General features: G+C 47.5%; 23 protein-coding genes. 10 read left to right on the plus strand and 13 right to left on the minus strand.

Translation table 11 applies throughout. From position 1 onward, the window contains the following. Positions 1-19 precede the first annotated feature (19 nt). Positions 20-1,156, plus strand: a complete 1,137-nt coding sequence (locus BLS69_RS26395; protein ID WP_091038055.1) for a glycoside hydrolase family 88 protein — start codon at positions 20-22, stop codon at positions 1,154-1,156. Between the two features lie 387 nt (positions 1,157-1,543). Here the strand turns inward: BLS69_RS26395 and BLS69_RS26400 are convergent, their stop codons facing one another. Next, the gene (locus BLS69_RS26400) at positions 1,544-2,149 is read right to left on the minus strand and encodes a methyltransferase domain-containing protein (protein WP_091019980.1); all 606 of its coding nucleotides are present in this window, start codon (positions 2,147-2,149) and stop codon (positions 1,544-1,546) included. Positions 2,150-2,360: 211 nt separating this feature from the next. On the opposite strand from BLS69_RS26400, the gene BLS69_RS26405 reads away from it, so the two are divergent. Next, the gene (locus tag BLS69_RS26405; RefSeq protein ID WP_091038056.1) at positions 2,361-4,733 is read left to right on the plus strand and encodes an Ig-like domain-containing protein; all 2,373 of its coding nucleotides are present in this window, start codon (positions 2,361-2,363) and stop codon (positions 4,731-4,733) included. A gap of 412 nt (positions 4,734-5,145) precedes the next feature. Here the strand turns inward: BLS69_RS26405 and BLS69_RS26410 are convergent, their stop codons facing one another. From BLS69_RS26410 to BLS69_RS26445, 8 genes are all read right to left on the minus strand, one after another. Then, positions 5,146-5,691: a chromate efflux transporter ChrA gene (locus BLS69_RS26410; RefSeq protein ID WP_017691072.1), complete on the minus strand. Its 546-nt coding sequence runs from the start codon at positions 5,689-5,691 to the stop codon at positions 5,146-5,148. 2 nt (positions 5,692-5,693) lie between these two features. Further along, on the minus strand, positions 5,694-6,281 hold the full coding sequence (locus BLS69_RS26415) for a chromate efflux transporter ChrB (protein WP_091038058.1): 588 nt from the start codon (positions 6,279-6,281) through the stop codon (positions 5,694-5,696). A 12-nt stretch (positions 6,282-6,293) separates the two neighbouring features. Beyond that, entirely contained in the window at positions 6,294-6,788 is a 495-nt protein-coding gene (locus BLS69_RS26420) for a chromate efflux transcriptional regulator ChrS (protein WP_062837151.1), read from the minus strand. Positions 6,789-7,058: 270 nt separating this feature from the next. Then, a complete protein-coding gene (locus BLS69_RS26425; RefSeq protein WP_091038059.1) occupies positions 7,059-8,174 on the minus strand; it encodes a PAS domain-containing sensor histidine kinase in 1,116 nt (371 codons plus the stop codon). Further along, entirely contained in the window at positions 8,167-8,817 is a 651-nt protein-coding gene (locus BLS69_RS26430) for a response regulator (protein ID WP_017691068.1), read from the minus strand. The genes BLS69_RS26425 and BLS69_RS26430 overlap by 8 nt, the downstream gene beginning before the upstream one ends. 123 nt (positions 8,818-8,940) lie before the next feature. Beyond that, positions 8,941-9,939 carry an ABC transporter substrate-binding protein gene (locus BLS69_RS26435; RefSeq protein WP_091038061.1) on the minus strand — a complete coding sequence of 333 codons (999 nt, stop codon included), beginning with the start codon at positions 9,937-9,939 and terminating at the stop codon, positions 8,941-8,943. A 117-nt stretch (positions 9,940-10,056) separates the two neighbouring features. Continuing rightward, positions 10,057-11,667, minus strand: a complete 1,611-nt coding sequence (locus BLS69_RS26440; protein WP_091038063.1) for an AraC family transcriptional regulator — start codon at positions 11,665-11,667, stop codon at positions 10,057-10,059. A 214-nt stretch (positions 11,668-11,881) separates the two neighbouring features. Further along, positions 11,882-12,313, minus strand: a complete 432-nt coding sequence (locus BLS69_RS26445) for a GAF domain-containing protein (RefSeq protein WP_091038065.1) — start codon at positions 12,311-12,313, stop codon at positions 11,882-11,884. A gap of 373 nt (positions 12,314-12,686) precedes the next feature. Between BLS69_RS26445 and BLS69_RS26450 the strand changes: the two genes are divergently transcribed. Further along, the gene (locus BLS69_RS26450; RefSeq protein ID WP_240768291.1) at positions 12,687-13,463 is read left to right on the plus strand and encodes a Crp/Fnr family transcriptional regulator; all 777 of its coding nucleotides are present in this window, start codon (positions 12,687-12,689) and stop codon (positions 13,461-13,463) included. Between the two features lie 124 nt (positions 13,464-13,587). On the opposite strand, the gene BLS69_RS26455 is transcribed toward BLS69_RS26450, so the two are convergent. Together BLS69_RS26455 and BLS69_RS32330 are read right to left on the minus strand one after the other, a co-directional pair. Then, positions 13,588-14,142: a GNAT family N-acetyltransferase gene (locus BLS69_RS26455; protein ID WP_091038066.1), complete on the minus strand. Its 555-nt coding sequence runs from the start codon at positions 14,140-14,142 to the stop codon at positions 13,588-13,590. Between the two features lie 328 nt (positions 14,143-14,470). Beyond that, positions 14,471-14,626 (minus strand): hypothetical protein, encoded by a 156-nt coding sequence (locus tag BLS69_RS32330; RefSeq protein ID WP_017691064.1) that lies wholly within the window; start codon positions 14,624-14,626, stop codon positions 14,471-14,473. Between the two features lie 488 nt (positions 14,627-15,114). Between BLS69_RS32330 and BLS69_RS26460 the strand changes: the two genes are divergently transcribed. The 4 genes from BLS69_RS26460 (at position 15,115) to BLS69_RS26475 (ending at position 21,161) form a co-directional block, all read left to right on the plus strand. Next, on the plus strand, positions 15,115-16,629 hold the full coding sequence (locus BLS69_RS26460; protein ID WP_240768295.1) for a DUF6359 domain-containing protein: 1,515 nt from the start codon (positions 15,115-15,117) through the stop codon (positions 16,627-16,629). Between the two features lie 213 nt (positions 16,630-16,842). Then, positions 16,843-17,472, plus strand: a complete 630-nt coding sequence (gene cdaS, locus BLS69_RS26465; RefSeq protein ID WP_091038069.1) for a sporulation-specific diadenylate cyclase CdaS — start codon at positions 16,843-16,845, stop codon at positions 17,470-17,472. 289 nt (positions 17,473-17,761) lie between these two features. Further along, positions 17,762-18,868, plus strand: coding sequence for a Glu/Leu/Phe/Val family dehydrogenase (locus tag BLS69_RS26470; RefSeq protein WP_091038071.1), 1,107 nt, complete (start codon positions 17,762-17,764; stop codon positions 18,866-18,868). A 226-nt stretch (positions 18,869-19,094) separates the two neighbouring features. Beyond that, on the plus strand, positions 19,095-21,161 hold the full coding sequence (locus BLS69_RS26475; protein WP_091038072.1) for a methyl-accepting chemotaxis protein: 2,067 nt from the start codon (positions 19,095-19,097) through the stop codon (positions 21,159-21,161). 154 nt (positions 21,162-21,315) lie between these two features. Here BLS69_RS26475 and BLS69_RS26480 read toward each other — a convergent pair whose 3' ends face one another. Continuing rightward, positions 21,316-22,179, minus strand: a complete 864-nt coding sequence (locus BLS69_RS26480) for a LysR family transcriptional regulator (RefSeq protein ID WP_091038074.1) — start codon at positions 22,177-22,179, stop codon at positions 21,316-21,318. 156 nt (positions 22,180-22,335) lie between these two features. Here BLS69_RS26480 and BLS69_RS26485 point away from each other — a divergent pair, with 156 nt between their 5' ends. Together BLS69_RS26485 and BLS69_RS26490 are read left to right on the plus strand one after the other, a co-directional pair. Next, entirely contained in the window at positions 22,336-23,397 is a 1,062-nt protein-coding gene (locus tag BLS69_RS26485) for an oxidoreductase (protein ID WP_091038076.1), read from the plus strand. A gap of 132 nt (positions 23,398-23,529) precedes the next feature. After that, positions 23,530-23,898 carry a VOC family protein gene (locus tag BLS69_RS26490; protein ID WP_091038078.1) on the plus strand — a complete coding sequence of 123 codons (369 nt, stop codon included), beginning with the start codon at positions 23,530-23,532 and terminating at the stop codon, positions 23,896-23,898. A gap of 142 nt (positions 23,899-24,040) precedes the next feature. Here BLS69_RS26490 and BLS69_RS26495 read toward each other — a convergent pair whose 3' ends face one another. Continuing rightward, positions 24,041-25,249, minus strand: coding sequence for an MFS transporter (locus BLS69_RS26495; RefSeq protein WP_091038356.1), 1,209 nt, complete (start codon positions 25,247-25,249; stop codon positions 24,041-24,043). Between the two features lie 295 nt (positions 25,250-25,544). On the opposite strand from BLS69_RS26495, the gene BLS69_RS26500 reads away from it, so the two are divergent. Continuing rightward, positions 25,545-26,123, plus strand: a complete 579-nt coding sequence (locus BLS69_RS26500) for a TetR/AcrR family transcriptional regulator (RefSeq protein WP_091038080.1) — start codon at positions 25,545-25,547, stop codon at positions 26,121-26,123. Positions 26,124-26,189: the final 66 nt, after the last annotated feature.

Here is a 26,189-nt window from a genome sequence, read left to right on the forward strand (position 1 = left end):
ATCGAGGAGGGATATGTTCATGAACACATCAACGTCGGTAAAATGGCTCGAGGAAGCGTGGCAACAGGGAGCTGCCAAGACAATTCGGAATGCAAAGCGGATCAAGGATACATTTCCACACATTGCCCCGCAGGGGACGTATGACCGGAATGATCCGGAATGGTGGACAGCAGGTTTCTGGCCTGGATTGTTATGGTTGGTCTATGAGGATGCGCCGGAAAGTGAAGCGGTCGCTCCGTTACATCGCATTGCCGAAAGCTGTGAGCGGCAACTGGAGGGTTGTCTGCGTGATCCCGAATCGGTGGATCACGATCTGGGGTTCATCTGGCTGCTTAGTGGCGTAGCCAACTACCGCCAGACGGGCAGCATGGATGGACGGCGACGCGGCATGCTTGCTGCCAACTTGCTCGCTGCCCGCTTCCACGTGCGCGGTGAGTTCATCCGCGCCTGGAACTTCAGCTCGTCAGCAATGGATACGCGCGGCGTAGCCATCATTGACAGCATGATGAACCTGCCGCTGCTCTACTGGGCATCCGAGCAGAGCGGCGACCCTCGCTTCCGCTGGCTGGCGGAAGCACATGCGGACACCGTGGCGCGCGAATTCATCCGCGCTGACGGGTCCATCTGCCACGTGGTGGAGTTCGACCCACACACGGGGCAGAAGTTGCGAGAGCATGGCGGACAGGGCCATGCTCCAGGTTCCGCCTGGGCGCGGGGCACCGCCTGGGCGGTGCATGGGTTTGCGCTGTCTTTCCGGTATACGGGCGAAGCCCGATATCTGGAGACAGCGGAGCGTGCGGCCGATTTCTTCCTCGCCATGCTTGGCGAAGAGATCGTGCCGGTGTGGGATTTCCGCGCACCTGCGGAGCATCAGGTGGCGTGGGACTCGTCCGCTGCGGCGATTGCCGCGAGCGGGTTGCTCGAGCTGGCGAAGCTGTCGCCACGCGGGGAAACCTATGCTGCCGCGGGAGAACGTATCGTCCGTGGGTTGCATGAGCACTATAGCTCCGGCGACTCGGCAGCGGAAGAAGGTCTGATCATGCAGGGAACGGTGCATTACCCGGAAGGGCGAGGGTTGAATGTGCCGATTATATACGGCGATTATTTCTATATGGAAGCGCTGGCGAAGCTGCGTGGACATGCGGGGTTATTTTAAAAAAAGAATTGAGAACTATGCACATAGAGGAACTGAAGGTGAGAACGGATCAGTAGGGTCGTATTCGTGTTATGAGCCTTCGAGTTATTTCATTGGATTCAACCAATAATCAGTTATATATTCAGTATTTAATTGTCAGTAGCATCATTAGCAAACCATCATCACCTGTCCGCATAAGGCTGTCTCCAGTATCAGGAACGATATCTCTTCTATTGGAGACGGAGTATACCTAAGCTTGAGCTTTGAATAGACAAATCAAGGTGAGCGGACAGGTTGATGGTGTACATAATCGAAGGAAGACAAAAGAATATTTGGCCTATGAATACTCATTCTTACGGGTCCAGTTGGGGTGCAGACTTAGTTATGCTCTACTGAAAAAATCGCTTTTCACTTCGAAGGCGTACGTCTCAGGATGACAAAGTCGGCAGAAGATTGATCTGGATAACGCTGCGGAATAATCTCATGAACTTTGAAATCAGGGTAGTCGAAGAGATATTCGAACAGATTACGGTCCTGGATTGTATCAATCCCCGGGTTGCCGTTTTCTTTCAAACGGGTGTAAAGCACCACCCATGCTGTTGAGGAGTGCAGAATATCATAGAGGGTATTGCGAAAATCTGTTTCATCCGTGATGTGATATAACACATCCAGACAGACCGTCAGATCGGCTTGCAGGAAACCTCGGTTAATCCATAGGCCTGGTGTATACAGCATGAAGCTCTTGGACGAATCCTTGGCAAATTGGGAAGCACAACGCTTTACTGAAGAAGCCGCTACATCCACGCCCAGGTAGTCCTCATAATTCATGTATTGCAACTGGTTGCCATCCCCACATCCAAACTCAATGACACGATGAATCCCTTCACGTTGAATCAGTCCGTTCACGACCTCGGCTTTGAATTCAGCCAAAACCCCGTATGAACCCCTCCCGGAAGTTTCACCCGAACGATATGTTTCCTCCCAATACCCGATGTAATCAAAAGGCTGACGCATTATGTTTCCTCCAATCCTGTTAAAAGAAGTTCAAGACAGTCAATATACATAGGTATGCGCAATATTTGCAGGTATGATCGGTTGAAACAGGAATAGAAGATAAATTAATTTCCATAGAATTCCCTGAAAATTTCCTGAAAGTCTAAACATCTGGAAAGGACTTGCCGACATAAAACATAAGGAAAAAAATGATGATAATCGGGGGGAAATGATGTTAAAGCCAAGATTGACCAAGTACATGGTGATGATGCTGGTGTTGATGCTGAGTATTTCCAACGTAGGCTTGGCCGCTGCGGCAGACAAAGAACTGTCCAAAATTGTGGTTTCCAAGAATGAAATGTCGCTCGAAGTTGGTGATTCCAGTTCCGTTACAGTGACAGGTGTATATTCTGATAATACATCGGCAAACGTAACGATCAGTTCATCCTGGAGTACCAGTGATACTTCGATAGCAACTGTATATAATGGCGCAATTACAGCCAAAAAGGAAGGTACAGCGACGATTACCGCAGCTTACCAGGGTCAAAGTCAAACCGTTCAAGTAAAAGTAACGAAGAAGGTCAAAGCCCTTTCGAAAAACGTGCAAAGTCTGGATTTGCGCACGGGAGATACAAAAGAAATTATTTTGACAGCAACGTATAGTGACAATGAAACAAATAATGCAGCAGCAAGTACCGCTGAATGGTCTACAAGTGATGAGAAGGTTGCTACCGTTGTGAATGGTAAAGTAACTGGACAAAGCGCAGGTACGGCAGTTATTACTGCGAAAGTTGGCAGCCAGAGCGTGACGGTGGATGTTAACGTTGAAGTGGTTAAACGTGTAGATGTAGATAAACAGCAGGTTAACCTGTTGTTAAACAAAAGTGAAAGTGTGAAAGTGACGGCTACGTATCCAGATGGCACAACCAAAGATGTAACCGATCTGGCGGAGTGGACATCCAGCAACGAGAAAGTTGCAGACGTTCTTAAAGGCGAAATTACAGGATACTCGGCAGGTTCTGCCAAGATCACAGCCAAATACGGTACGAAATCCGTATCCGTTGACGTGGATGTAGATCTGACCAGCAAACTGAGTGTGGAGAAACAAAGTATTTTCTTCCGTTTGAGCGAGACAACCAAAACGGCTAATGTCGTTGTAACGGCTTCTTATCCAAACAGCAGCGATGTGAATGTAACCGATCAGGCAACATGGACATCCAGCAACGAGAAAGTTGCAACGGTATTCAAGGGGCAGATTACAGCCATTAGCGCAGGTTCAACAACGATCAAAGCAACCTATAGTGGCAAAACAGTAGAAATTGCTGTGGATGTAGATACGGCAAGATATCTGGATATCAAAGATGTGAATGACAAGCTCGCCATGAGTGTTACCGGTGATAACAAGTCCAAGACATTGGTAGCCAATGCCGAATATATTGATGCCAGTACAGAAAATGTAACTTCCAAAGCAACATGGACTTCAAGCAATCCAGACGTTGTATATGTATCAAACGGCGATCTGATTGCATACAAATCCGGTACGGCTACGATCACTGTAGCTTATGGCGGTAAAACAGTTAAGTTTACAGTGAATGTAGACGTAGCAGACAAGTATGAGATGGACAAGAAAAAAGCATCGGTAGCCGTTGGTGGAACGACTTCTGCCAAAGTACTGGCGTTGTATGGTGAAACATCCAAAGATGTATCTGAAGATGCAACCTGGAGCAGCAGCAGCGACAAAATCGCTGAGGTAGATAGCAAAGGGGTTATCACAGGTGTTGCTACAGGTAAAGTAACCATTACCGCGAAGATTGAAGGCAAAACACTGACTCTGCCTGTTGAAGTAGGTATGGCTAGTGGACTGGAAGCAGATGTGAACTTCGTTGTTCTGTCTGCCAAAGAAACTCAGACGATCCTTCTAACAGGTACGGATGAGGACGGCAACACGTTGGATGTTACATCCGAAGCAACCTGGAAATCCAGCAATGCACGTGTAGCGGATGTGAAAAAAGGCGTGATCACAGGTAACAGCAGTGGTAAAGCCAACATCACAGCAGAATACGGCTCCAAAAAAGTGACGATCCAAGTTGAAGTGGATGTCATCACACGTATTGAAGCTTCCGAGCCGGTTCTTTCCCTGAAATCAGGCGATACAGCTGATCTGACGGTAACTGCCTTCTTGAGCGACGGTAGCGAGCGTGATGTTACGGACAAAGCTGAATGGAAAACGAACAGCTACAAAGTAGCTCAAGTGACCAAAGGTAAAGTCAAAGCGACAGGTTCAGGTAAAGCCAAAATCACAGCCAAATACGGCAGCAAGTCTGTCACGATTGCTGTAGATGTGGATACACTGAAATATTTGCAGACGGATAAAGTAACGTTGACCATGAAACCTGGTGAAAAGGTAACTGTAGCGGCTACTGCAACGTATGCTGATGGCAGTGAAGCTAATGTATCCAAACCGGCTCTCTGGAAATCTTCCCGTATTGCAACAGCATCGGTGAAAGATGGAATCATTCAGGCGAACGGCAAAGGTAAAGCAACAATTACGGTGACATTTGCAGGTGTGAAAACCAAAGTAACGGTAGTGGTTGAAGCAAAGTAAACGATATTTTTCAACTGTGAGTGTAAAACGCGCAAAGAAAAACGGTGATGCCAGCTAATAGCTGGTATCACCGTTTTTGGTCTATAAACTAGAGCATGTCTTCAAGCGCTAACGAATCTGAAACGTCTTATTCAGGGGTCTGGAGCGTTTGCAGAAATCTAATGAATTGGAGACACGTTATATCGGAAATTACAGTCTTTTATAGTACTTGTGTCAGGTGATTTTGGTAAATAACGTGTCTGATGTTCCTTACAATATAAACTGAGGACCTTAAGACCGAATAAGACGTCCTCAGTTCCTTAGAAAATGAGAATAGTCTAGCCATTCGCCAACGTCCAGAACCCCTGCATACACCACCCTATTACAGATGTATATCCAAGAGATTCTGTGGCGTAACTTGTAGTTTCTAAAACTACATCGTGTGAGACAGTACCAGTGCACCATAGGCAAAAGCGATAACGATTAGAATGGCTGGATGTAGCTTGGTCTTGGTCATGACCCAGAGCGAGATACCTGCAATGATCAACGTCTGCCAGATGCCGATGGAATCAGTGGATAGCTGCCCGAATTCCCATGTAAGCAGAATCATGAGTACAGCGATGACAGGCTGCACGAGTAGGGTCATGCCTTTGACTTTTGGTGACGTGCGATGTTTGTTCAACAGACGAAGTAATATAATTAGTGCGGTTGCGGAAGGCACGATTGTAGCAAAACTTGCAATAAATGCCCCAAACCAGCCTGCTACGTGGTACCCGACAAATGCAGCAATTTTGGTTGCAATCGGGCCGGGAAGGGCGTTACCAATCGCCAGTACATCCCCGAATTGCTCTGTAGTCATCCATTGGTAATGGTTCACAATCTCTTCCTGCATAAGCGGAATGGAAGCCGGACCGCCCCCATATCCCAAGATGTTTGCTACGAAAAATCCCCAAAATAATTCCCACCATGTCTGGAGCATCCTTAGGACACCCCCTTATCGGACTTGCCTTTGGACTTGAAGCGCTGAACCAGATCCAGATGGAAGACACCATATCCAAGGAAAACTGCGATGACAATCCCCGGATGGATATCCAGCAGCTGCAATAGTACAAAGGCAATTACGCCGAATAAGGCGGCAAAAACTTTACCGAGTCCCTTCCAGGCTTTCATGGCAAATTCATAAGCCATCATGCCCAGCATGACAAAAATGACCGGCCGCACGGCGGCTACCATGCCTGCTACCACTTTCGACTCGCGTAGCGCGTACATGGAACCGAGCAGAGCAATAATGGCAATACTTGTTGGCAAAATATGAGCGAGTACGGACACAATCGCGCCCAGCGCACCTTTGGTTTTATAACCGAGATATGCGGCCATCTTGGTTGCGATGGGACCCGGCAAGGCGTTGGCGATAGCCAAAATCTCGCCGAACTCCTCATCACTGACCCATTTATAACGCGTAACGGCTTCATAACGGATTAACGGAATAACCGAAGGGCCACCGCCATATCCGAGAATTCCGGTCCGCACCATTCCGATGACGAGACCGTTGTAATCTTTCCAACCCATGCTGATTTCCTCCTAGAGTCTCATGCCCATCCGGCTTTTATAACGTTTCAACAATAGCTGTGATTCCACTTTGACGATACCCGGCATCTTATAGAGCTTCTCCAGCAAGAACTGCTCCATCTCTTCCATATCCGCAAAAATACCGTGCATGTGCAGGGTACTCGGACCTGTCATATGATAAAGGCTGGTGACGGCGGGCTCTTCGTCCAGTTTCTCAGCGACTTCATCCAGGAAGGGCGGTTCGACATCGACATTAAAAAAGGCCGAGACCTGAAGCCCAACCTTGCCAGGGTTGATCACCACGGTGAAACGTTCGATGATTCCTTTTTCGGATAACGCATTAATGCGCGCCTGAACAGCTACACGCGACAATCCAATCTGTGTACCCAGGTCCGTGTAGGATATCCGGCTGTTCTTGTGAAGCGCGGCGATGATTTTGCGATCCATCTCGTCGAGATTGTACATTTGTGGAATTTCTCCTCCTTTGGAGGAGCGTTTCTCTGACATGTTGACCATCCTTTTCTTTCGCTATATGAAATGAACAATGGAATTTTACTAAACATACAATGTGTATGTGGCATTCATAGTTTAATGACGAATCGTAACAGGAGTCAATCTATTTATCATGATTATTGAATTTAACCGATTTTAAGCCTTCATTTTGTCATTTCGACCAATCGGAAATAAAAAGACCACTCGCACAGTCCAATAGCGAGCAGCCGTTAAATAATAGATAAGCTGGAGTGAAGCGCTAAGTGTGATACGAAGCATGTCCGGTTATGCTCGGGCTGTCTTGGGCAGTAAAAGGGTAACGGTAGTCCCTTCGCCAGGCTCGGAAGAAACTCTCAACGTTCCTCCTGCACCACGGGCACGCTCTTCCATACTGAACAATCCAACGCCATTGCCGGCAGTTGCTTCGCTGAATCCGGCACCCTGGTCTTCAATAATAACCATCGTCATGTCCTCAGCGTCTTCTATAGTAACACGTGCCTCGGCAACATCGGCATACTTCGCGACATTGGTTAAGGCTTCCTGAATAATCCGGTAGATGGCTATCTCCCGGTTCATCTCCAGACGTTTGCGCAAATTACATTCCAGATCAACTTCGATTCCGTAGTGACGGGTGTAATTCTCGATATACGTACGAATCGCCGGAACAACACCCAGGTCATCCAGAACGGACGGTCTCAGCTCCCATGCCATACCGCGTACATCTTCCATAATACCCGTGACCTGCTTACGAAGTGCTTCAACCCCGGGTTGAGGCTGGTCTGCCAGCAGTCGGTCCATCTGAATCACCAGAGAGAAGAGACTCTGTCCAATCCCGTCATGCAGTTCACGCGAGATCCGGCGTCGTTCCTCTTCCTGAATATTCATGACCTGGGACATCATCTTCTGCAATTCGGCTTCAACGGATTTCAGCTTGGTGACCTCGCTGCGTACAGCCAGGTATTGATATGGCTCGCCGTCGTTATCGAGGAAAGGCACAATGGTGGTGTTGACCCAATAATGACTGCCATCTCTGGCACGATTGCGAATTTCCCCGTTCCATACCTTACCTGAGGATATCGTCTCCCACAGGTTTTTCATAAAGCTTTTGCCATGGTATCCGGAATTAATGATTCGATGATCCTTACCGATCAGTTCCTCGCGCTCATACTGTGAGATTTCACAGAATTTATCATTCACATATTGGATTTTCCCTTTGCGGTCCGTGAGGGCAACAATGGAGGACTCATCCAGAGCAAACTTCAGATCACTCAGTTGATGCAGGGAACCCTTTAACCTGCTGCGAAATTCATTATCCGTAATGTGATTATCGATTTCGTTCAGCAGGAGGCGTACGGGCTGGTCTGCGAGTCCACTTAGTCTGTTCTTGCGTGCACTACTCAAAGTTCAGCAACCCCTTTTTCATGGCGAACTTCACCAGTTCCGGGCGTGTACGCAGGCCAAGTTTCTCCATCAGATTGCTTTTGTGGGATTCGACCGTTTTGACACTGATGATCAGATGTTCGGCGATTTCCTTATTGGCGTAACCTTTGGCAATCCAGGACAAAATCTCTTTCTCCCGCTCGGATAACGTGTCATACGGTCCGGCGTTTTCCTGTTTGGCTTTGTCCAGGTATTCACTCATCAGCCGCTTGGTGGCACTCGGGTACAGATAGGCGCTACCCTCTGCTACGGAACGAATCGCGGCAAGCAATTCTTCATGCGGCGCACTTTTGAGTATGTATCCGGATGCTCCCGCGTGGATGGCGCGGAACAGATATTCTTCATCGTCATGCATGGTCAGTATCAAAATGGAGACATCTGGCATCAATTTCTTCAATTCAGCAGTAGCGGTCAGACCGTCTTTGCCTGGTGGCATGCTGAAATCCATCAAGACCACATCTGGTTTCAACTCTTGAGCCTTGGCAATGGCTTCATCGCCATCTGCGGCATCTCCAACGATATGTATATCATTCTTTCCTTCAAGTAAGGCGATCAGCCCGGAACGCACGACAACATGGTCGTCTACAACTAATAGTTGAATCACATGATTTCCCCCTGTCCGCTTCCTTAGTTCTATCTATATCATAACAAAAAAAGAAGCCATTCAGAGCTTTAATCTCCGAATAGCTTCTTTCTCTCTCAGCTTGTGGGATAGAAACATTGAACCTTAATGTTCTGTTTGGCCGAAACGTTCCTGAATCATATTGGCAATCTCCTGGACCTGTGCTTCCACGGCAAGAGGATCATAAGGCCAGAACCGTTCCCCATCCAGCTTAAACACTCGATTGTTCTTCACAGCGTCCAGGGATGACCAGACGGGTGATGTTTCATCCAGCGAACCTCCATTGGATAAATCGAGGAAAATATAATCACCTGCATAATCCGCCAGTTTCTCCTCGGATACAGTTACAGTATCTTTATCCTGATCAATCAGTTCCTTTTGCACAATGTCTGGTGCTTTCAGTCCGAGCTGTTGGTAGATGGCTTGTCCACCGCGGTTGACACCATCTCCGTTGATGTACCAATCCTTACCAAAGAGACTGAAGTTGGAGAAGGTCGTACCTTCCTTGACCAGCCCTTGAATGGAGTCCTTGGCTGACTTCACTTTTACTTCGAATTGGGATAACCAGTCTGCAGCTTCCTTTTGTTTGTTTAGGATTTCCCCAAAGGCAGTGATTTCCTCATGCACATTGTCGTATGTACCATAAGGGATGATGAGGGTTGGTGCGATTTTGCGATATTGCTCATTCAGCTTCTCATCCCCACCTACAGTGACGATCAGGTCGGGCTCAAGCGAAAGAATTTTTTCGACTGAACCGCCGTCGATACGACCAATGTCTGCTACACCTTCAATCAGATCAAGCACATAAGGGCTTTCCAGCTCATAATCCGGTGCGCCTACTGGCTTGACGCCAAGTGCGAGAAAATCAGCGAGGTAACCCTGCGTCACAATCCGCTGCGGGTTCGTGGGTATTTCAACGTCTCCATTAACGGTGGATATGATCTGCGTTTCTGCGGCGCTGTCTGCCGTTTGTTCTTCTGTAGTAACAGATGAGGAAGTTTTATTTTCTCTTGTATCATCCGCTTGGCTTGAGCAGCCAATAATTCCAATCACCAGTACCAGGAACATAAGCCCAGTCCACCATTTTGATTTAACCCCTGTCATTCTGCTTCTCCCCAATCAATAATGATTATCTTTCTCAATAAAACCTCCTTAGTATCGTAGCTTTTGGATACAAGTATCGTCCATCTCAAAATGTGACCTCTTGAGCATGGACAATGGTTACCTGTTCTTTTTACCATTCTCCCGAATCAGGATATCTACCATAAGCTGAAGCTGCTTTTCCAGAGCCAGCGCATCATTACACCAGAATTGTTCCAGCTTGAGCGGATATATCCGGCTATTTCCGTTATTCATAATCTTGTTCCAGTATGGTCGTTCCCTGAGTTTGACTTGTGCATCATGATACAGACCGCCTTCATGTGAGGGAAGCACGAGAAACATATGGTTTGCCGCATAATCCGTCAATTGATCTTCTTGGATAAACTGGTGATTGTGGGATTCCAGAACGTCACGCAGGATATTGGGGGCAGGTGTAAGATTGAGTCCGTAATATACGTTGTATGCCGCTCTGGCGGTTACATTCCAGATACAGATTGTGCCATCTTCCCAGAGTTCATATAACCCAACGGTTTCATCAGGCTGGATTGCAGCACCAAGTCGTTCAGCTTCACTGCTGACCAGTGCGGTGTAATGCTCTATCCAGTCTTCGGCAGCCTGCTCTCGACCTATAATTCGTCCGATGAGTTGAACAGTCTCCAGTCGATTTAACTGGTCCCATGGCAGGACCATAACCGGAGCAATCTGTTCCAGTTGTTCGAGCTTATGGGGCAAATAGTATAGATAATCTGGCGCAATGATCAGATCAGGTGGTTCAGTTCGGAGGACTTCTTCCACACCATGTTCATCCAAATCCAGCACATCATGCAACTCGTCTTGGATCAGCGGTGACATCGCCCAGGGTAGGAATGAGGCGGCAATGGGTTGAACGCCTAAGGCTAACAGATCTCCTGTGTACTGTACGGTAGCAATTCGTCTTGCGCGGGGCTGTAGTCGGTATTCACTTGGGCTAATCCCAGTAAACTGCTTAAATTTTCGACTTAGGTATAAACCATCGGAGTACCCCACAAGCAGAGCAATTTCATTCAAGGTGGCCTGCGTAGACAACAGATATTGCTTCGTCTTGTCCATACGAACTCGGGTCAAGTGAGCCTGGAAGCTGCGTCCAACCTGTTTTTGAAAGAACCTGGAGAAGTAGCTCGCATTAAACCCGGTTAATCTGGCGAGTTCTTCACGGGTGAGATGGCTGTCATAGTGATGGTTAATATAGCGAAGTGCTTCACGAATTATACTGTCTACCATCTCTGTAGAAGGTTTAATCGCCAGCTTGAATAATTCAAGCAATTCACTCAGCAGATAATGGGATCTGGCTTCTTCGGTCTGGGCACTTCCTGTCCTCGTTTCGGAAAGCTCCTGGATGATTGCGAGCATTCGCAGAACCTGTGGACTTGCTCCGGTCTTCGAACCATGTGAGGGCAAGTTCACTGATGTAAGCTGATAAACACGCTTGTCAGGACTCTCTTCCGTTAATGCGTAATCCTGAAAACCGATATGATACAAGGTGAAGGCAGAAGGCGGGATATGGATAAGCTCCAGGGAGCACTGGGAATGTAGAAAAAGTAACTGCCCTTTATGTAAAACACCGTGCTCATTACCATATCTATAGTCCACCGTCGCTGTGCAGGTAACCAATGAAGGCGTTGTTATGGAAATGGTACTGTTGTGCTGTGTGGATTCCCATGGAATAACACTGGCATTTGTCAGTACAAACATATCTGTAGCCTCCTTAGCTGTATATACTATCTATGAATATATGAATGTATGGACTCGATTATATCAATCTGTGTGAGTGACGTCGATGTATACAGATGAGCGAAGACAGGTGAACAGACTAAGGCTTGCTCCGCTGTGAATAACGATAATAAAAAAGCCTTGGTACTCCCCTAAGGAAATAACAAGACTTCTTCCATATGAAAGACAGATGTCGTTATCCATATACGTGCGGCTGAAGATGTAGAGCGACTTGCTCCGTCTGCCGGACCATGTCCGATGAGAAGGTGCAAGGCAGTCTGCTGCCAACGAGCAGCACGGCGCCAGGCACGCTTCCTTCATGGAACACAGGTACCGCTATGGCACTTACCAACCGCTCAGCAAGCATTAACGGGCAACGACCGGGTGTATGCTCCCCGGTGGATTGTGCATCAGATCGGGCTGTGCGTCCAGTCCGAAGGGCTGTGCCCACCAGATCTTGTCCGGGGCGCATTTCCATGCGTTTCACCCGTTCATTACTAGCCCCGGAGGTATACTTCCAGCGTAGCATCGTCCCGTTCAGACAGGCAAGTCCACAGAAGTCGCTGGATGTGTTCAGGCGCAGGCCGTCGATCATCTCCTGAATGCCGGATGGCAGTTCATCATGCATGAGAGGACACTTCCTTTTTCGGAATTATAACGTACGTAAAGTGGAATCATTATCATTAACCTTTTAGGATCATCTTAAAGTAAGGGTATTACGATGTTAGTTCTATTGTAGACCCTTTCTCGTACATTGTAATTCAGGGAATACCCCTATTTCCGTTCCATAATCTACTGAACCTGGGCAGTGAAGGACTCCTGAATCAGGTGCACCAAGGGATTGAAGAAATGCGAAGGATGAGGCATATCGGTGAAATGTGACTTTTCTCACAGCAAATTCAGGGAGTTTCTCGTCAAGGATCAGGTAATCCCCCGATAACCCTCGCGCTACTTTCGCGGTATGATGGATACATAAGGAATCACCGAGGGGGACGAAGGTTATGGGTACAGTATTTGTAGAAAGAACAACCCAAAGAGCAGAGCAGAAACAAGCGGAGGCGGGCAAAATGACACGGGAAACAGGCGGAATCCTTTCGTTCGTTACATCTGAGCAATGGGACCTGATTGAAGCAAAAATGCAACCCAAACGGGTGAAGTCGGGATATAGTCTCTTTCTCGAAGGCGATGAAGCCGGATATCTGTACTACATTCGTTCGGGACGAGTGAAAATGACCAAGTCGACGGAGGATGGCAAGGAAATTATTTTATCCATTCAGCAAAGCGGCGATCTCATCGGTGAATTCGGTGGCATCGGCGGATTGAATCATAGCTACAGTGCAGAGATGGCGGAAAAAGGGGAACTGGCCATTATCTCGCTTAGCGATCTGGAAAGTATACTCAGCAAACATGGCGACCTTGCCTTGAAATTCTTGCAATGGATGGCACTGTCGCAGCGGATTACCCAGTCGAGATTCCGTGATTTGCTGCTCTATGGCAAGGCGGGTGCCCTCGCTTCGACACTGATCCGTGCCAGCAATTCGTATGGCAGGGTTACACCGGATGGTATTGTGCTGGACATGAAGCTGAACCATACCGATCTTGCCGAGATGATTGGAGCTACCCGGGAGAGCGTAACGCGGATGCTGGGGGCATGGAAAGAACAAGGTACGCTGGATATGATGGACGGCAAACTGATGATTCGGGATCTGGCAGCCTTGCGTTGTATGTGTGGATGTCCGACATTCCCGAGCTGTCCGGTAGAGCTGTGCCGACTGTAAATTAGTTTGTTCAGAGGCTTCACCTCCATTGGCGATTGGGGTCGTTACGGAGAAAAAGAAAAGAAAAGAAAAGAAAAGAAAAGAAAAGAAAAGAAAAGAAAAGCTGGCGTCCCATATATGGGAGTCAGCTTTTTGAGTTTCCGTGAAATTGTTCATGTGCATATTCCTTTGCAAGAATCGAATATAGATACGAATCATGATATTCCCCTTTGTAAAACCAATGCTCTCGCATCAGACCTTCACGCTGCATACCGATCTTCTGCATAACGTTCTCTGAAGCCTTGTTGTTCGGGCGGCATTTCGCATAAATTCGGTGTACACCAATTGTATTGAAGCCAAAGCCAAGTATGGCTCGGGCTGCTTCGGCAGCATACCCTTTTCCCTGATAAACGGGATTAAGGACGTAACCGATCTCAGCGTTCGTGTTTTCGATGTGAAGGCCAACACCACCGATCAGTATGCCCTCACTTTTCAAACATATCGCCAGTTCATAGCCTTCTCGTGGTTTTGTCTGCTGCATGTCCAACACAAACTGCACGTATGCTCGAGTATCCTCTTCGGTATTTGGTCCCCATGCCGTGTGCTGAGTAACTTCTGTCATGGATGTGTAGTTATGTATACTTTCCCAGTCTGTATCCAGAATATCCCTGATGATGAGTCGTTCGGTCTCCAGTTGCATCGTTGTTACCCCTCCTATATAAATTGAACTTAAGAATATTACACTTGCCACTCCGATGACAGAACAACCTTCCGATCGCTGTTATCCCCAGATTTTTTGGATACCCTTTTTCAAAGGGAAAATCCGGGGATAAAGGCGAGATGTATGCTTCCGAAGCAGCTTTCTTTCAGAAAGCTTTTAGCTCCGCTTCTTCAGGTTATTTCTGTCCTCTCCGTTTCTCGTGTAAATGTTTAGTTCAATTACATTGTACAACAAAAATAGCCCATAACAGATTCAACGAATGAATCGGTCATGAGCCATAATGTAGATTTATGATGTATGTGGAATGCTATTGTGGTTGTTTACATTGAACTGCGGGATAAGTATAAGCCAGCTTACGGATAATTTCCTTTTGCCATCTCGTATCACCAAGATTGGTTGCCAGGTTCAGAAGATCCAAATAATCGTCAAGCTGCAGATCAGCCTTTTGCAGAGTTGTATTCATTCGATGTTCGTTCCCCTTTATCTATAAAATCGTAAAATCATGTGCAGTAGAAAGTTACAAAGAGACAAGTTCAAGAATGATAATCATTATCACGTTTATATATTCATTATGCAATGAACGCTGGCAAAATGCAATCCCAAGTCCGCAACGAATTTAACTTTTTTCTGAAAATAGGCTCATCCACAGCACATAGGGAATGTATACACCGAGATATGCAGACGGATACAAGAACCAGCCATTCAGCAGGAGCAGAAGAAATATAGAAACTTCATATAGGTCTCCTTTGGGATACTTTTGTTAATCAGTATGGGCCAATAGACTCAACTTCTAAACTTTTTCATAAACTTTACAAAAAGAAAGAGGAATTCAGCATATGAACAATTAAATTAAAGGAGGATAACCCATTATCAGGTAATTTGGAGGAGGAGAAAGGGAATATGAAGAAGGCGTTATGGCAGCACTGGATCGGGGCATTCCTGGTCTTTATCATGATGGCAACCGCACTGCTGGGGCCGGGTTCGCAAAGTCCGGTACAAGCTGCAGCACCACTTACGGTATCTCAGGCCATCGCTGCCCAGAGCGGTGGAGGAACAGCAACGGTTGAAGGAATCATTGTTGGACATGCTACCGGGTCGCTTACCGCGAAGTTTACATCTCCGTACGCCAATGATTTTAATGTTCTGATTGCAGATTCAGCGTCAGAGCGAACTAACGCCAGATTATTGGATGTACAGATTCCCTCATCTTTCCGTTCGCAATATGGATTGGCGTCCAACCCCAGTCTTGTAGGCAAAAAAATCATCGTAACCGGAACCCTCGGTGCCTACAACAGCTATGCAGGAGTCAAAAACCCAACGTCCATTACATTTTCCTCCGGAACAACCAACCCTGATCCAGAACCGAACCCAGGTACAACATTACCGGACGGTACCGGCAAAAAAGTATTGTTTGATAATACCCACGCCCAGACAGCAGGTGCTGCCGACTGGATTATTGACGGGGCATTTTCGGATTTTGCCAATGGTTTGCGAAACGCAGGCTTTGCCGTGGATCAGCTGGAACGCAGCATCCCGTATACATTCGGTGAGCAAGCCATCACCTATAATAAATTGAAAGATTACGACGTCTTTGTCATTGGCGAAGCCAATGTGCCGTTCAAAGCGACAGAGCAGGCTGCGCTGGTGCAGTACGTGCAGAACGGAGGAAGTGTGTTCTTCATCTCCGACCACTATAATGCAGACCGCAACAAAAACCGCTGGGATTCTTCCGAAGTATTCAACGGTTATCGCCGCGGTGCCTTCCTGAATCCGGCCAAAGGCATGTCTTCGGCTGAAGCCGAATCACCAGCGATGCAGAGTGTGACTAGTTCAGACTGGCTGGCGACGAACTTTGGTGTCCGTTTCCGCTACAATGCCCTTGGAGATGTAAATGCATCGGATATCGTTCCATCTGCACAATCCTTCGGCATTACGGCTGGTGTTAATTCTGTAGCCATGCATGCGGGATCGACCATTGCGATTATAGACCCGAACAAAGCCAAAGGCTTGGTGTATGTACCAAGTGGTGTGTCCAAGTGGGGCAATGCCGTGGATCAGGGCGTATATAACGGTGGTGGACGAGCTGAAGGAGCCTATGCAGCCATTGCAAAGGTTGGTGCGGGCAAAGCCGCATTTATCGGTGACTCTTCACCTGTGGAAGACGCGACTCCGAAATATTTGCGTGAAGAGACCGGTGCTACCAAAAAGACCTATGATGGATTCAAAGAAGTGGATGATGCAACGTTCCTTGTGAATACCGTGAAATGGCTTGCGGTCAAAGAGAGCTACACCAGTCTGGCACAAGTGCCAGGACTGACATTGGATACGGCCACAAGCCTGCTTTCGATGGAAGCTCCGGCTGCATCAACCGAGCCGCAACTTGAGCCATGGGCTGCACCTGCGGCAGGGTACAAATGGTATGATCCGACTACATTTAAGGCAGGTTCATACGGAAAAGCACAATAAGTGAAGTAGACATCAAAATCAATGCGAGAATAGGGCCTGCCCGTGGAAAGTTCGTTTCGCGGGCAGGCTCTTTTTCTGCTTGTTATATCAGTTACATTCATGAACATGATTAGTTCATACCGCCCTGCCATTGCATAAATATCTGCTCCAGAGGGGAAGGTATGGGTACTAATGATGTGGCGTGAAGCCCAAGCCAACCAGAGGAGGCGGCGAATGATGACTCAGCAAGCAGACTGTGACAGTTCCTCGATGAGGCAGAAGCTCAAGGCAGACCTCCATCGTGTAGCGGATCGAATGAACATGACGTTATCCCGTTTTGAAAATGACAGTGTCTGTCTGCTAGGGCAATTTGCAGAGATTCGAGCGGAGATCAAGCAGATTGAGGTGCTCGCCTCTTCGTTTTATCTGGATTGTTATCTGTCACCCTTTACCGAGAAGTTTGCCGAATTAACATCGAGCGTACAGCATCTATCTGACCGGAGATATGGTGCGTTGATTGTGATTGAACGGGAGATTCCGTTGGAGTCGATCATTCACTCAGGCGTGACTGTGGATGCAAGAGTGACACATGCGTTGCTGGAATCGCTGTTTATTCCCGGTGCGCCACTTCATGACGGGGCTGTGTTGATTCGTGGCAATCAGATTGTATCCGCTGGTAATGTGCTGCCGTTGTCGCAAGCGGAAGTGCATGAACGAAAAATAGGGACTCGTCATCGGGCAGCACTGGGACTCAGTGAATTGACGGATGCGGTTGTGCTGGTTGTCTCCGAAGAGACGGGGCAGGCCTCATTCGCTGTAGATGGCGATTTGCATCCAATCAATGTGGTTGAGACGCTCCCTTAAATGTGAACGATCAAGTGGCCTACTTGGGGCGATTAAGATGAGGCTGTTGAGGGAAGTGTACCTTTGTCCTGTAAGGGAGAGAGGTTTTTCTATTGATAGACGATAGAATTATAATCTGAAATTCGACAGCTTTGCTCTCGCAATGTCAGAGAAACATCGATCGATGTTTCTCTGACATTGCGATGTGATTTTGCACAAACTGGGTATTCATGGGTACAATAGAGGATGGTCAATGAATAGAGAACAATGCGATTAGATCGCAAAAATGGTTGGAGGAGACGGTTAGCACATGAGTTGGTTTGAAGCAATGGAGCATCACGATTATGAGGAACTGGTTCTGTGCCAGGATCGAAATTCAGGGTTAAAAGCAATTATCGCCATACACGACACAACACTCGGCCCTGCGCTGGGAGGCACACGGATGTGGACTTACGCTTCAGAAGAAGCCGCCATTGAAGATGCCCTGCGCCTTGCCCGTGGTATGACATATAAGAATGCGGTATCCGGACTGAATCTGGGCGGCGGCAAAACCGTTATTATCGGAGATCCAAGGCGCGACAAAAACGAAGCCATGTTTCGAGCGTTTGGACGATATATTCAAGGGTTGAACGGACGTTATATCACGGCCGAAGATGTGGGAACAACGGAAGAGGACATGAACCTGATCTATCAGGAAACGGACTATGTGACAGGCATCTCACCGAGCTATGGTTCATCCGGTAACCCATCACCTGCAACGGCTTGGGGTGTATATCGGGGGATCAAGGCAGCAGCCAAAGAAGCATTTGGTACCGACCTGCTGGAGGGTAAAACGATAGCGGTCCAAGGTGTCGGCAATGTGGCGATGCATCTGTGCAAATATCTATATGAGGAAGGTGCACATCTGATCGTTACGGATATCCATAAGGACTCGGTGAAACAGGCTGTGGATCGCTTCGGCGCGACAGCTGTTGATCCCGCAGACATTACTAGTGTGGAGTGTGATATCTATGCACCATGTGCACTGGGCGGTACGATTAATGACGATACGCTCAAGACACTTAAGGCGAAGGTTGTAGCGGGCTGTGCCAATAATCAGCTGCTGGAGACCCGTCATGGGGATCAGCTGTATGATATGGGCATCGTTTACGCGCCTGACTATGTTATCAATGCAGGTGGTGTAATTAACATTGCGGATGAGCTAAACGGTTATAATGCGGATCGAGCATGGAGCAAGATCGGAGAGATCTATTCCAATCTGGAGAAAATATTCGAAAGCTCACGTACCGAAGGCATCGCAACCTATGTTGCCGCAGATCGTCTGGCTGAACGACGGATTGAACAGATGAAGAATACGCGCAGTACATTCCTGCAGAATGGCCACCACGCGCTAAGTTCTCGGAGATTGCGTAAGTAAACGTAATTGAATCATTACCAAATTTAAAACGGTCTGTTAGGTAACGGCAACATCCATTCCAAAGATGGATAGTCGATCTGACAGGCCATTTTTTTATGTTGCTATCAGAAAAAAAGAAAACAGTGGCAATATCTCCCTAAATGATCAATTCTACTATGGATTTTTCCGATAATGTATGTACATCGTTCAGATGCATATGGTTCAGGGAAGTGGGGAGAAGTGGGAAATGGGGAAAAGAAAAGGGTTAGGGCATAGGATCAAAAATATGTCGCTTAAAATCAAACTGCCTTTCATGATCAGTGTATTGGTTGTTTTGGTTCTGCTTGGTGCAACGACCACAAGTTATATGATTTCATCTGATGTTGTGGTCAGGAAAAGCAAGGATGAGATTAATGTGATGGCTGACCGCCTTGGGGAAGGGCTTTGGACAGCGATGCAACTTCAGCAACAATTGAGTCATGCGATATCCGTACATAATACCTTCAAGGAACTCTTGGAGCTGCGTAATACAACTGACATGACGGATGAAGAATTTTTCTCGGACGAGAACCCGTATTTCAATAAGGCCAATACGATCTTGACCGACAGTATATCGGAAACGGAAGGAAGCAAGCCAGATCTGTTCGTGTTTGATAAGGAAGGAACCATGGTGGCGGGAACCATGCCAGAAGTCATTGGGCAGTCACGGGGAGATCGGGAATATTTCCAGGAGTCTATACAGGGGAAATCCTTCATCAGTGACGCGGTCGTCTCTAAGACTGGCAAGAAGCTCATTATTGTATTCTCGGAGCCTATCATCGATGAACAGGGGAATATCCTGGGTGTGCTTGCTATGTCGGTGGACAGCAGCTTTTTCCTGGGGCAACTGGGAGACATTAAAATCAATGCCCAAGGCAGAGTTGAAGTGCTGAGCCGGAGCGGCATCATCATGTATGATTCACTGGACCCTTCCATTGTGGGACAAACGCTGGAAGAGGACAAGGAAGCCATGGAACTTATGGAGGCCAGAGCTACCGACAAAGTGAAAATCACTTCAATGGATCGAGATGACATCTACTATCGTATTAATCAGATTCCTGGTGCAGATCTCTCCGTGGTGATTATTGACGATTATGATGATATCAAGCGCCCAATAGAGGATATCCAACGTCAAATGCTTATCGTGACCTTGATCGGAGTTGCTCTGGCTATCGGTGTGGGATTGCTGATTTCTCGTAGTATTACAAGACCTATCATTCGTCTGATCGGGCTGTTCCAACAACTTGCTCAAGGCAATCTGACCGTTAAGGCCAATGGCAGATATAACAGTGAATTCAAGGATCTGGCGGAGAGCTTTAATGGTATGGTGGAGCAGAACAGGAACCTCATTACCGATATGAATAATTCAATCCATGTCCTTCAGGCCAGTACTCAGGAATTGGAGGAGACATCCAGACAGACGGCAAGATCCATTGATGAGACCTCGGCGACGTCCATGGGGATTGCAAAAGCGATGGAGGCTCAATCGGAAGATACCGAGCAGATTGCAAGTAAATTCAACACCTTTGGCGATAAAGTGGCTGCCATGAACAGTAGTGCACAGGATGTGAAGGCAAGAGCGGATGAGATCGAAACGGTATTCCACAATGGGAATGAAGTCGTGAATGAACTGATGCGTATTAATGAAGTGAACGAACGGGAAGTGGAGAAAATCTCTGAGATTACCGTCAAACTTCAAACGAGTTCGGGCAGTATTAGTCAGATCACGGAAGCCATCAGCCAGATTGCGAAGCAGACCAATCTGCTTGCATTGAATGCTTCAATTGAAGCATCACGGGCGGGGGAGCATGGCAGAGGATTTGCGGTTGTGGCCGAGGAGATTCGCAATCTGGCAGAGCAGAGTTCCCGCCAGTCCAAGGAAATCTCCAGCATTATCGAGCAGAATCTGGCCGATGTCGCCGAGAACAACCAAAGTGTTGCAGAGATTCACACCATCTCGTCCAGACAGGATGAGCTTGTCTTGCAGACTCGTCAGGCGTTTGATGTGATTCTGGAGAAGGTATCGGTCATTAATCAACAGATCGCTACAATGGCAGGACAGATGCAAGAGATGTTGCAGAACAAGGATGTTGTACTGGAGTCAGCCCATAGTTTGTCGGCTTCAGGAGAGCAGGTATCTGCTTCGGTTGAAGAGGTAACAGCAACCATGATGGAGCAGTCTTCCACGGTGCAGCAGTTGGCAAACATGGTCGATACGATCGATCAATTGACGCAAAAGCTGGCCGAATCGGCTGCGCGATTCAAGGTGGAGTAAGGGTTAATTGAATAGCTATAAAGGGTAAGAAGGCACAAAGTACTCTTAATGAGTACCTTGTGCCTTCTTTTTTTATGGTCTCGATCAATGTGCTCTAGTCCATTTAGTGATCAAGAAGTTCAGCGGTTGAAAGTGGGGGACTAAGTTATCTATATCAAAACGTAATGCACTTCTGGTTCAGCAGCTTCATGAACTGATCCAGCGCACTGCTGACATACCGATCCTCACCGCGGACAAAGGTTGTCGTGGTATGAGTAAAGCGATCTGCCAGATCAAATACGGAGAAATCATCCGGTTTCTTGTGAATAACGTTGCACGGCATAATGGTAAAAGCAATTCCAGACTCCACACAGCTGAGCAGGTTTTCCATCGTACTCACTTCGATGATATTACGTGCGGACAACCTCTCTTCCTGCAAAAATTCTTCGGTCATTTCACGGTACGGGCAGCCCTCGGGGAAAACAACCCACGATACTTGGCACAGGCTTTCGGGTGGTATGTCTGTCTTCTTGGAGATGATATGAACGGTGTCCTGCATCTCGTATTCCACCTTCAAACCTTCTTTCACACAAGCCCCGCTGATAAAAGCACCATCAATCTCATAGTCCTGTATTTTCTTGCGCAGTACTTTGGGTGAAGTGGAGTTGACGAGTGAAATGGACACCTTCGGGTAGGTTATTTGATATTCATTCAGAATTTCCATAAAGCGGCTGGATGCCGCCGTTTCTACAATGCCGATTTTCAGCGTGCCTGAAGGTTCACCGGGATCGGTCATATCCTGCTTCAGATCGTGCAAAAGGTTGTGAATGCGTGTGGCGTACTGGACGAACTGTTCTCCTTTGGAGGTCAGTACAACACCTTTGGGAAAACGGTTGAACAACTGGATTCGATATTCCTGCTCCAGTTTTTTGATGCGCGTAGTGACATTGGATTGCGCGTAATTCAGTTCTTTGGCAGCCTGTGAGATTTTCCCTGAACGTGCCACCGCGAGAACAATATCGATATCGGAAAGTTCCATGCTGTATCCTCCTGAACGTGGATTAACTTACATTGCTTCCGCAGATGTTGATGTCAGGTATCTCTCTGAGAGATACAACTATATATTTCAATCATTTTACGATATATCAGAGCCACCGTACAATATCCCTAATGACAAAGAGAGTAGGGATATGACATGGATAACATGAATACACGTTCAACACTATTAAGCCCGGTAACGATTCATCAGTGGCAATTAAGGAACCGAATGGTGATGGCTCCGTTGACCCGGGGATTTGCTGATGATCGGGAGGGGACCGTGACGGATGAGATGGTGGCGTATTATGAGCAGCGTGCCCGAGATGGCGTGGGACTGATCATTACCGAGGGTATTAACCCGAATCTGGCAGGCAAAGGCACTTACGGCATCCCCGGTTTATATACAGATGAACAGACGACTTCTTGGAAAAGGGTAACGGATGCTGTTCACAGACATGGCGGCACCATTATTGCTCAACTGTGGCATGTCGGCAGGTTGTCCCATTCCGATCTGATCGGAACCACTCCAGTGGCACCTTCCAGCCTTGCGGCAGAGGGAAGAGTGCATAAGCTGCATAAGCCGTATCAGGTGCCCCAAGCGATGAGTACACAGGATATAGCGGATACGATTCAGCATTTTCAGACGGCGGCCCGCAATGCAGTTCTGGCAGGGTTCGACGGGATCGAGCTGCATGCTGCGCATGGGTATCTGATCGACCAGTTTATTAATGAGAAGACCAACCACAGAACAGATGAATATGGAGGAGACACTGAGGGTAGATTGCGGTTCCTGCGGGATATTATTGTGGCTGTAAAAAAAGGGATCCCTGTGGATCGCATATCGGTACGATTTTCAGAGAAAAAGGATGATGATGCATCCTATGCTTGGGCAGATAAAGCTGGGATGATCGATGCATATCTGAACTTGTTCCGTGAGACGGGAATTACGATCTTGCATCCCTCAACAGATCATTATGCAAAAGCGTGGGATGGTGAGCAGTCCTTTCACGAGCGGATTCGAAGTCAGTGGGATGGAATCATCATTGGTGTGGGGGATCTGGATATTCAGACCGCAGAGCACGCGATTGGTAAGGGAAGCATAGATCTGGCTGCATTCGGCAGACCATTTATTGCAAACCCCGATTTGGTGCGTAAATTGCATGCCGGTGAGCCGTTGGTGGAGTATGATGCAGCTACGCATCTGCCTGTGTTGGTGTAAAAGAAAAAAACGAGTAAGAGAAGAAATCGAAAAAAGGTAAAAACACTACTGACATACTGTTGGCAAGAGCGGTCTTGTATGATCAAGATAACCTAAACAACCAACCCCATATATAAAGGAGATCATTACATTATGTCAGTAATCGGACCGGATTTCATTTCACTTCAAGTGAGCAATCTTGAAGGCTCTGCCGAATTTTATCAAAACTATCTTGGCCTGGTACGCTCACAGGCGGGACCACCTCATGCGGTGGTCTTTGAAACCAAGCCTATTGCATTTGCTCTACGTGACCTATTGCCAGGAACAGAACTCGGTTCAGGTGCTCAGCCAGGACTTGGTGTCGCTCTGTGGCTTCATGCTCCTGATACGCAAGAAATCCACGACAAGCTTGTTGCGGCAGGCGTACAAATTACATCTGCACCAATAGATGGACCATTCGGACGAACCTTTACATTTGCCGATCCAGACGGGTACCAAGTTACCCTTCACAGTAAAGCCTAATACGTAGATGAATCCATCTTAATAACAGTGATACCTTCCTGTCACAGGGAGCCAAGTGAGTATTACAACAATAAGGGCAGAGCTAATCTTGATGATTAGCTCTGCCCTTATTCCGTTATTCGGATTCAGCGATATATTCATTCTATTCATTGCTGACAACTACCGCTTTCTTTTCCGTAAAGTAATACACCAAAGCGAGCAGCGGCATGATCAGGCCAATCAGCGTTGTGAGACTCCAGCCTCCGTGAGCATAAGACCAGCTTCCAAGAGATGAACCAATCGCACCGCCGACAAAAAAGATCGACATGAATATACCATTCACACGCCCTCTCGCTTCACTTCCTAAGGAGTAGATGATGCGTTGACCCAGCACCAGATTTCCTGAGACAGCCATATCCAGTGTGATTGCCACGATAACAAGCAGGATCAATGCAAACGTGGAGTGGCTCTGGAACACATAGGCAAGACCGAATGAAGCAGCAGCGATCACCATGGCAGCACCCGTCAGAATACGCGTTAGTCCGCGATCAGCCAGTCTTCCGGCAATGGGAGCGGCAATAGCACCTCCGACACCAGCCAGAGCGAACCAGGCAATGCCTTGCTGTGACATGCCAAAATCGTTAGCCAGTCTCAGCGGAACCGTGGTCCAGAACAAGCTGAAAGCACCAAACAGACTGGCCTGATAAAACGCCCGGCGGCGCAGCAGCGGCATCGTTCTGAACAGTGTGCCCAAGGACACGATTAATTGCCCGTATTTCAAGGTGGGTTCAGGCTGGCGAGCAGGAAGAGCACGTGACAGAAGCAGCATTAGAAGTGTTATGACAATGGCGGAGAATACAAAGACGGTCTGCCATCCGAAGAGGCTGGTGATAAAGCTTGCGACAGGACGAGCCAGCATGATGCCCAGCAACAGACCACTCATTACATTGCCAACAACCCGTCCGCGCTGTTCTTCGGAAGTAAGATATGTCGCATAGGGCACCAGAATTTGAGCGACCACAGAACCTATACCAATGAATAGAGAGGCAGTCAGAAATACAACAGCGGTGGGTGAGAAAGCCGCAGCAATCAGGGCAACGACCAGTGCGATGAGGAAAAGCACGACCAGACGCCGATTCTCGGTAATGTCACTGAGCGGCACGATGAATAACAAACCAATAACATAACCAATCTGAGTCAACGTTACGATCAATCCGGCAGCGGCAGAAGAAAGACCCGTGGTTATGCTGATCGGTCCGATAACGGTCTGAGCATAATACAAGTTTGCCACGATCAATCCACAAGCGGATGCCAACAAAAAAATAATCCATGTGGGCACAGGTGCCTTCTTCACTTGTTGTCTCATATCCATATCCATATCCATGATAATCATCCTCCACAATTCTACATTTGTATTCGCAATAAACAGTTAATATTAAAATCGTCAATTACTAAACGTTGTGTTCATTAATTACAAATATATAATAAACTAAACGTATAGTATTGTAAATAGGCTCTACATATTTTAATGAGAAAGTTAATGAGGATGAAAAGGTGAGCGGAGGATGGAATTGTGTGTACTCATCGCATTTTAGTATAATGAACGTATCGTTTTTATGAATATTACTGATGATTAAATATACTTTATACATCCAGGAGGGCTCAAGATGACTGCCAAAAGAGGACGTCCACGTAACATGGAAACCCAGAATGCCATTCTTACAGCATCGTATGAGTTGTTGTTGGAGCACGGATTCGGGGCGGTTACAATCGAGAAGATTGCTGAACGTGCACAGGTGAGCAAAGCGACCATCTACAAATGGTGGCCGAACAAAGGGGCCGTTATCATGGACGGATATATGTCTGCGGCAACGGCAAGATTGCCAGTGCCGGATACAGGCTCGGTATTGGAGGATATACGTATACATGCGAGTAATCTGGTTCGTTTTTTGACCAGTCGGGAAGGAAAAGTGATTACGCAGATTATTGGGGAAGGGCAGTCGGATGAAGGGCTTGCCGAAGAATACCGCACAAGATATATCCAACCACGTCGGCGTGAAGCTCGGGGAATTCTGGAGAAGGGCGTGGAGCGCGGCGAATTGAAGGCAGGGGTGGACAGTGGACTGTACATTGATCTGATCTATGGGCCGGTGTTCTATCGTATGTTAGTGACGGGGGAAGCGATGGATGATGCGTTTGTAGATGTGTTGCTCCGTTCCTTGTTTGAAGGCATTCAGGCCAAATAGGTACAGAGAGAGCGGCGATACAACTGGGAGGAAGAGGGAAGAGGGCGATTCGTAGGAATCACCCTG

It is taken from the genome of Paenibacillus sp. CF095, from assembly GCF_900101225.1.
GTDB lineage: Bacteria > Bacillota > Bacilli > Paenibacillales > Paenibacillaceae > Paenibacillus.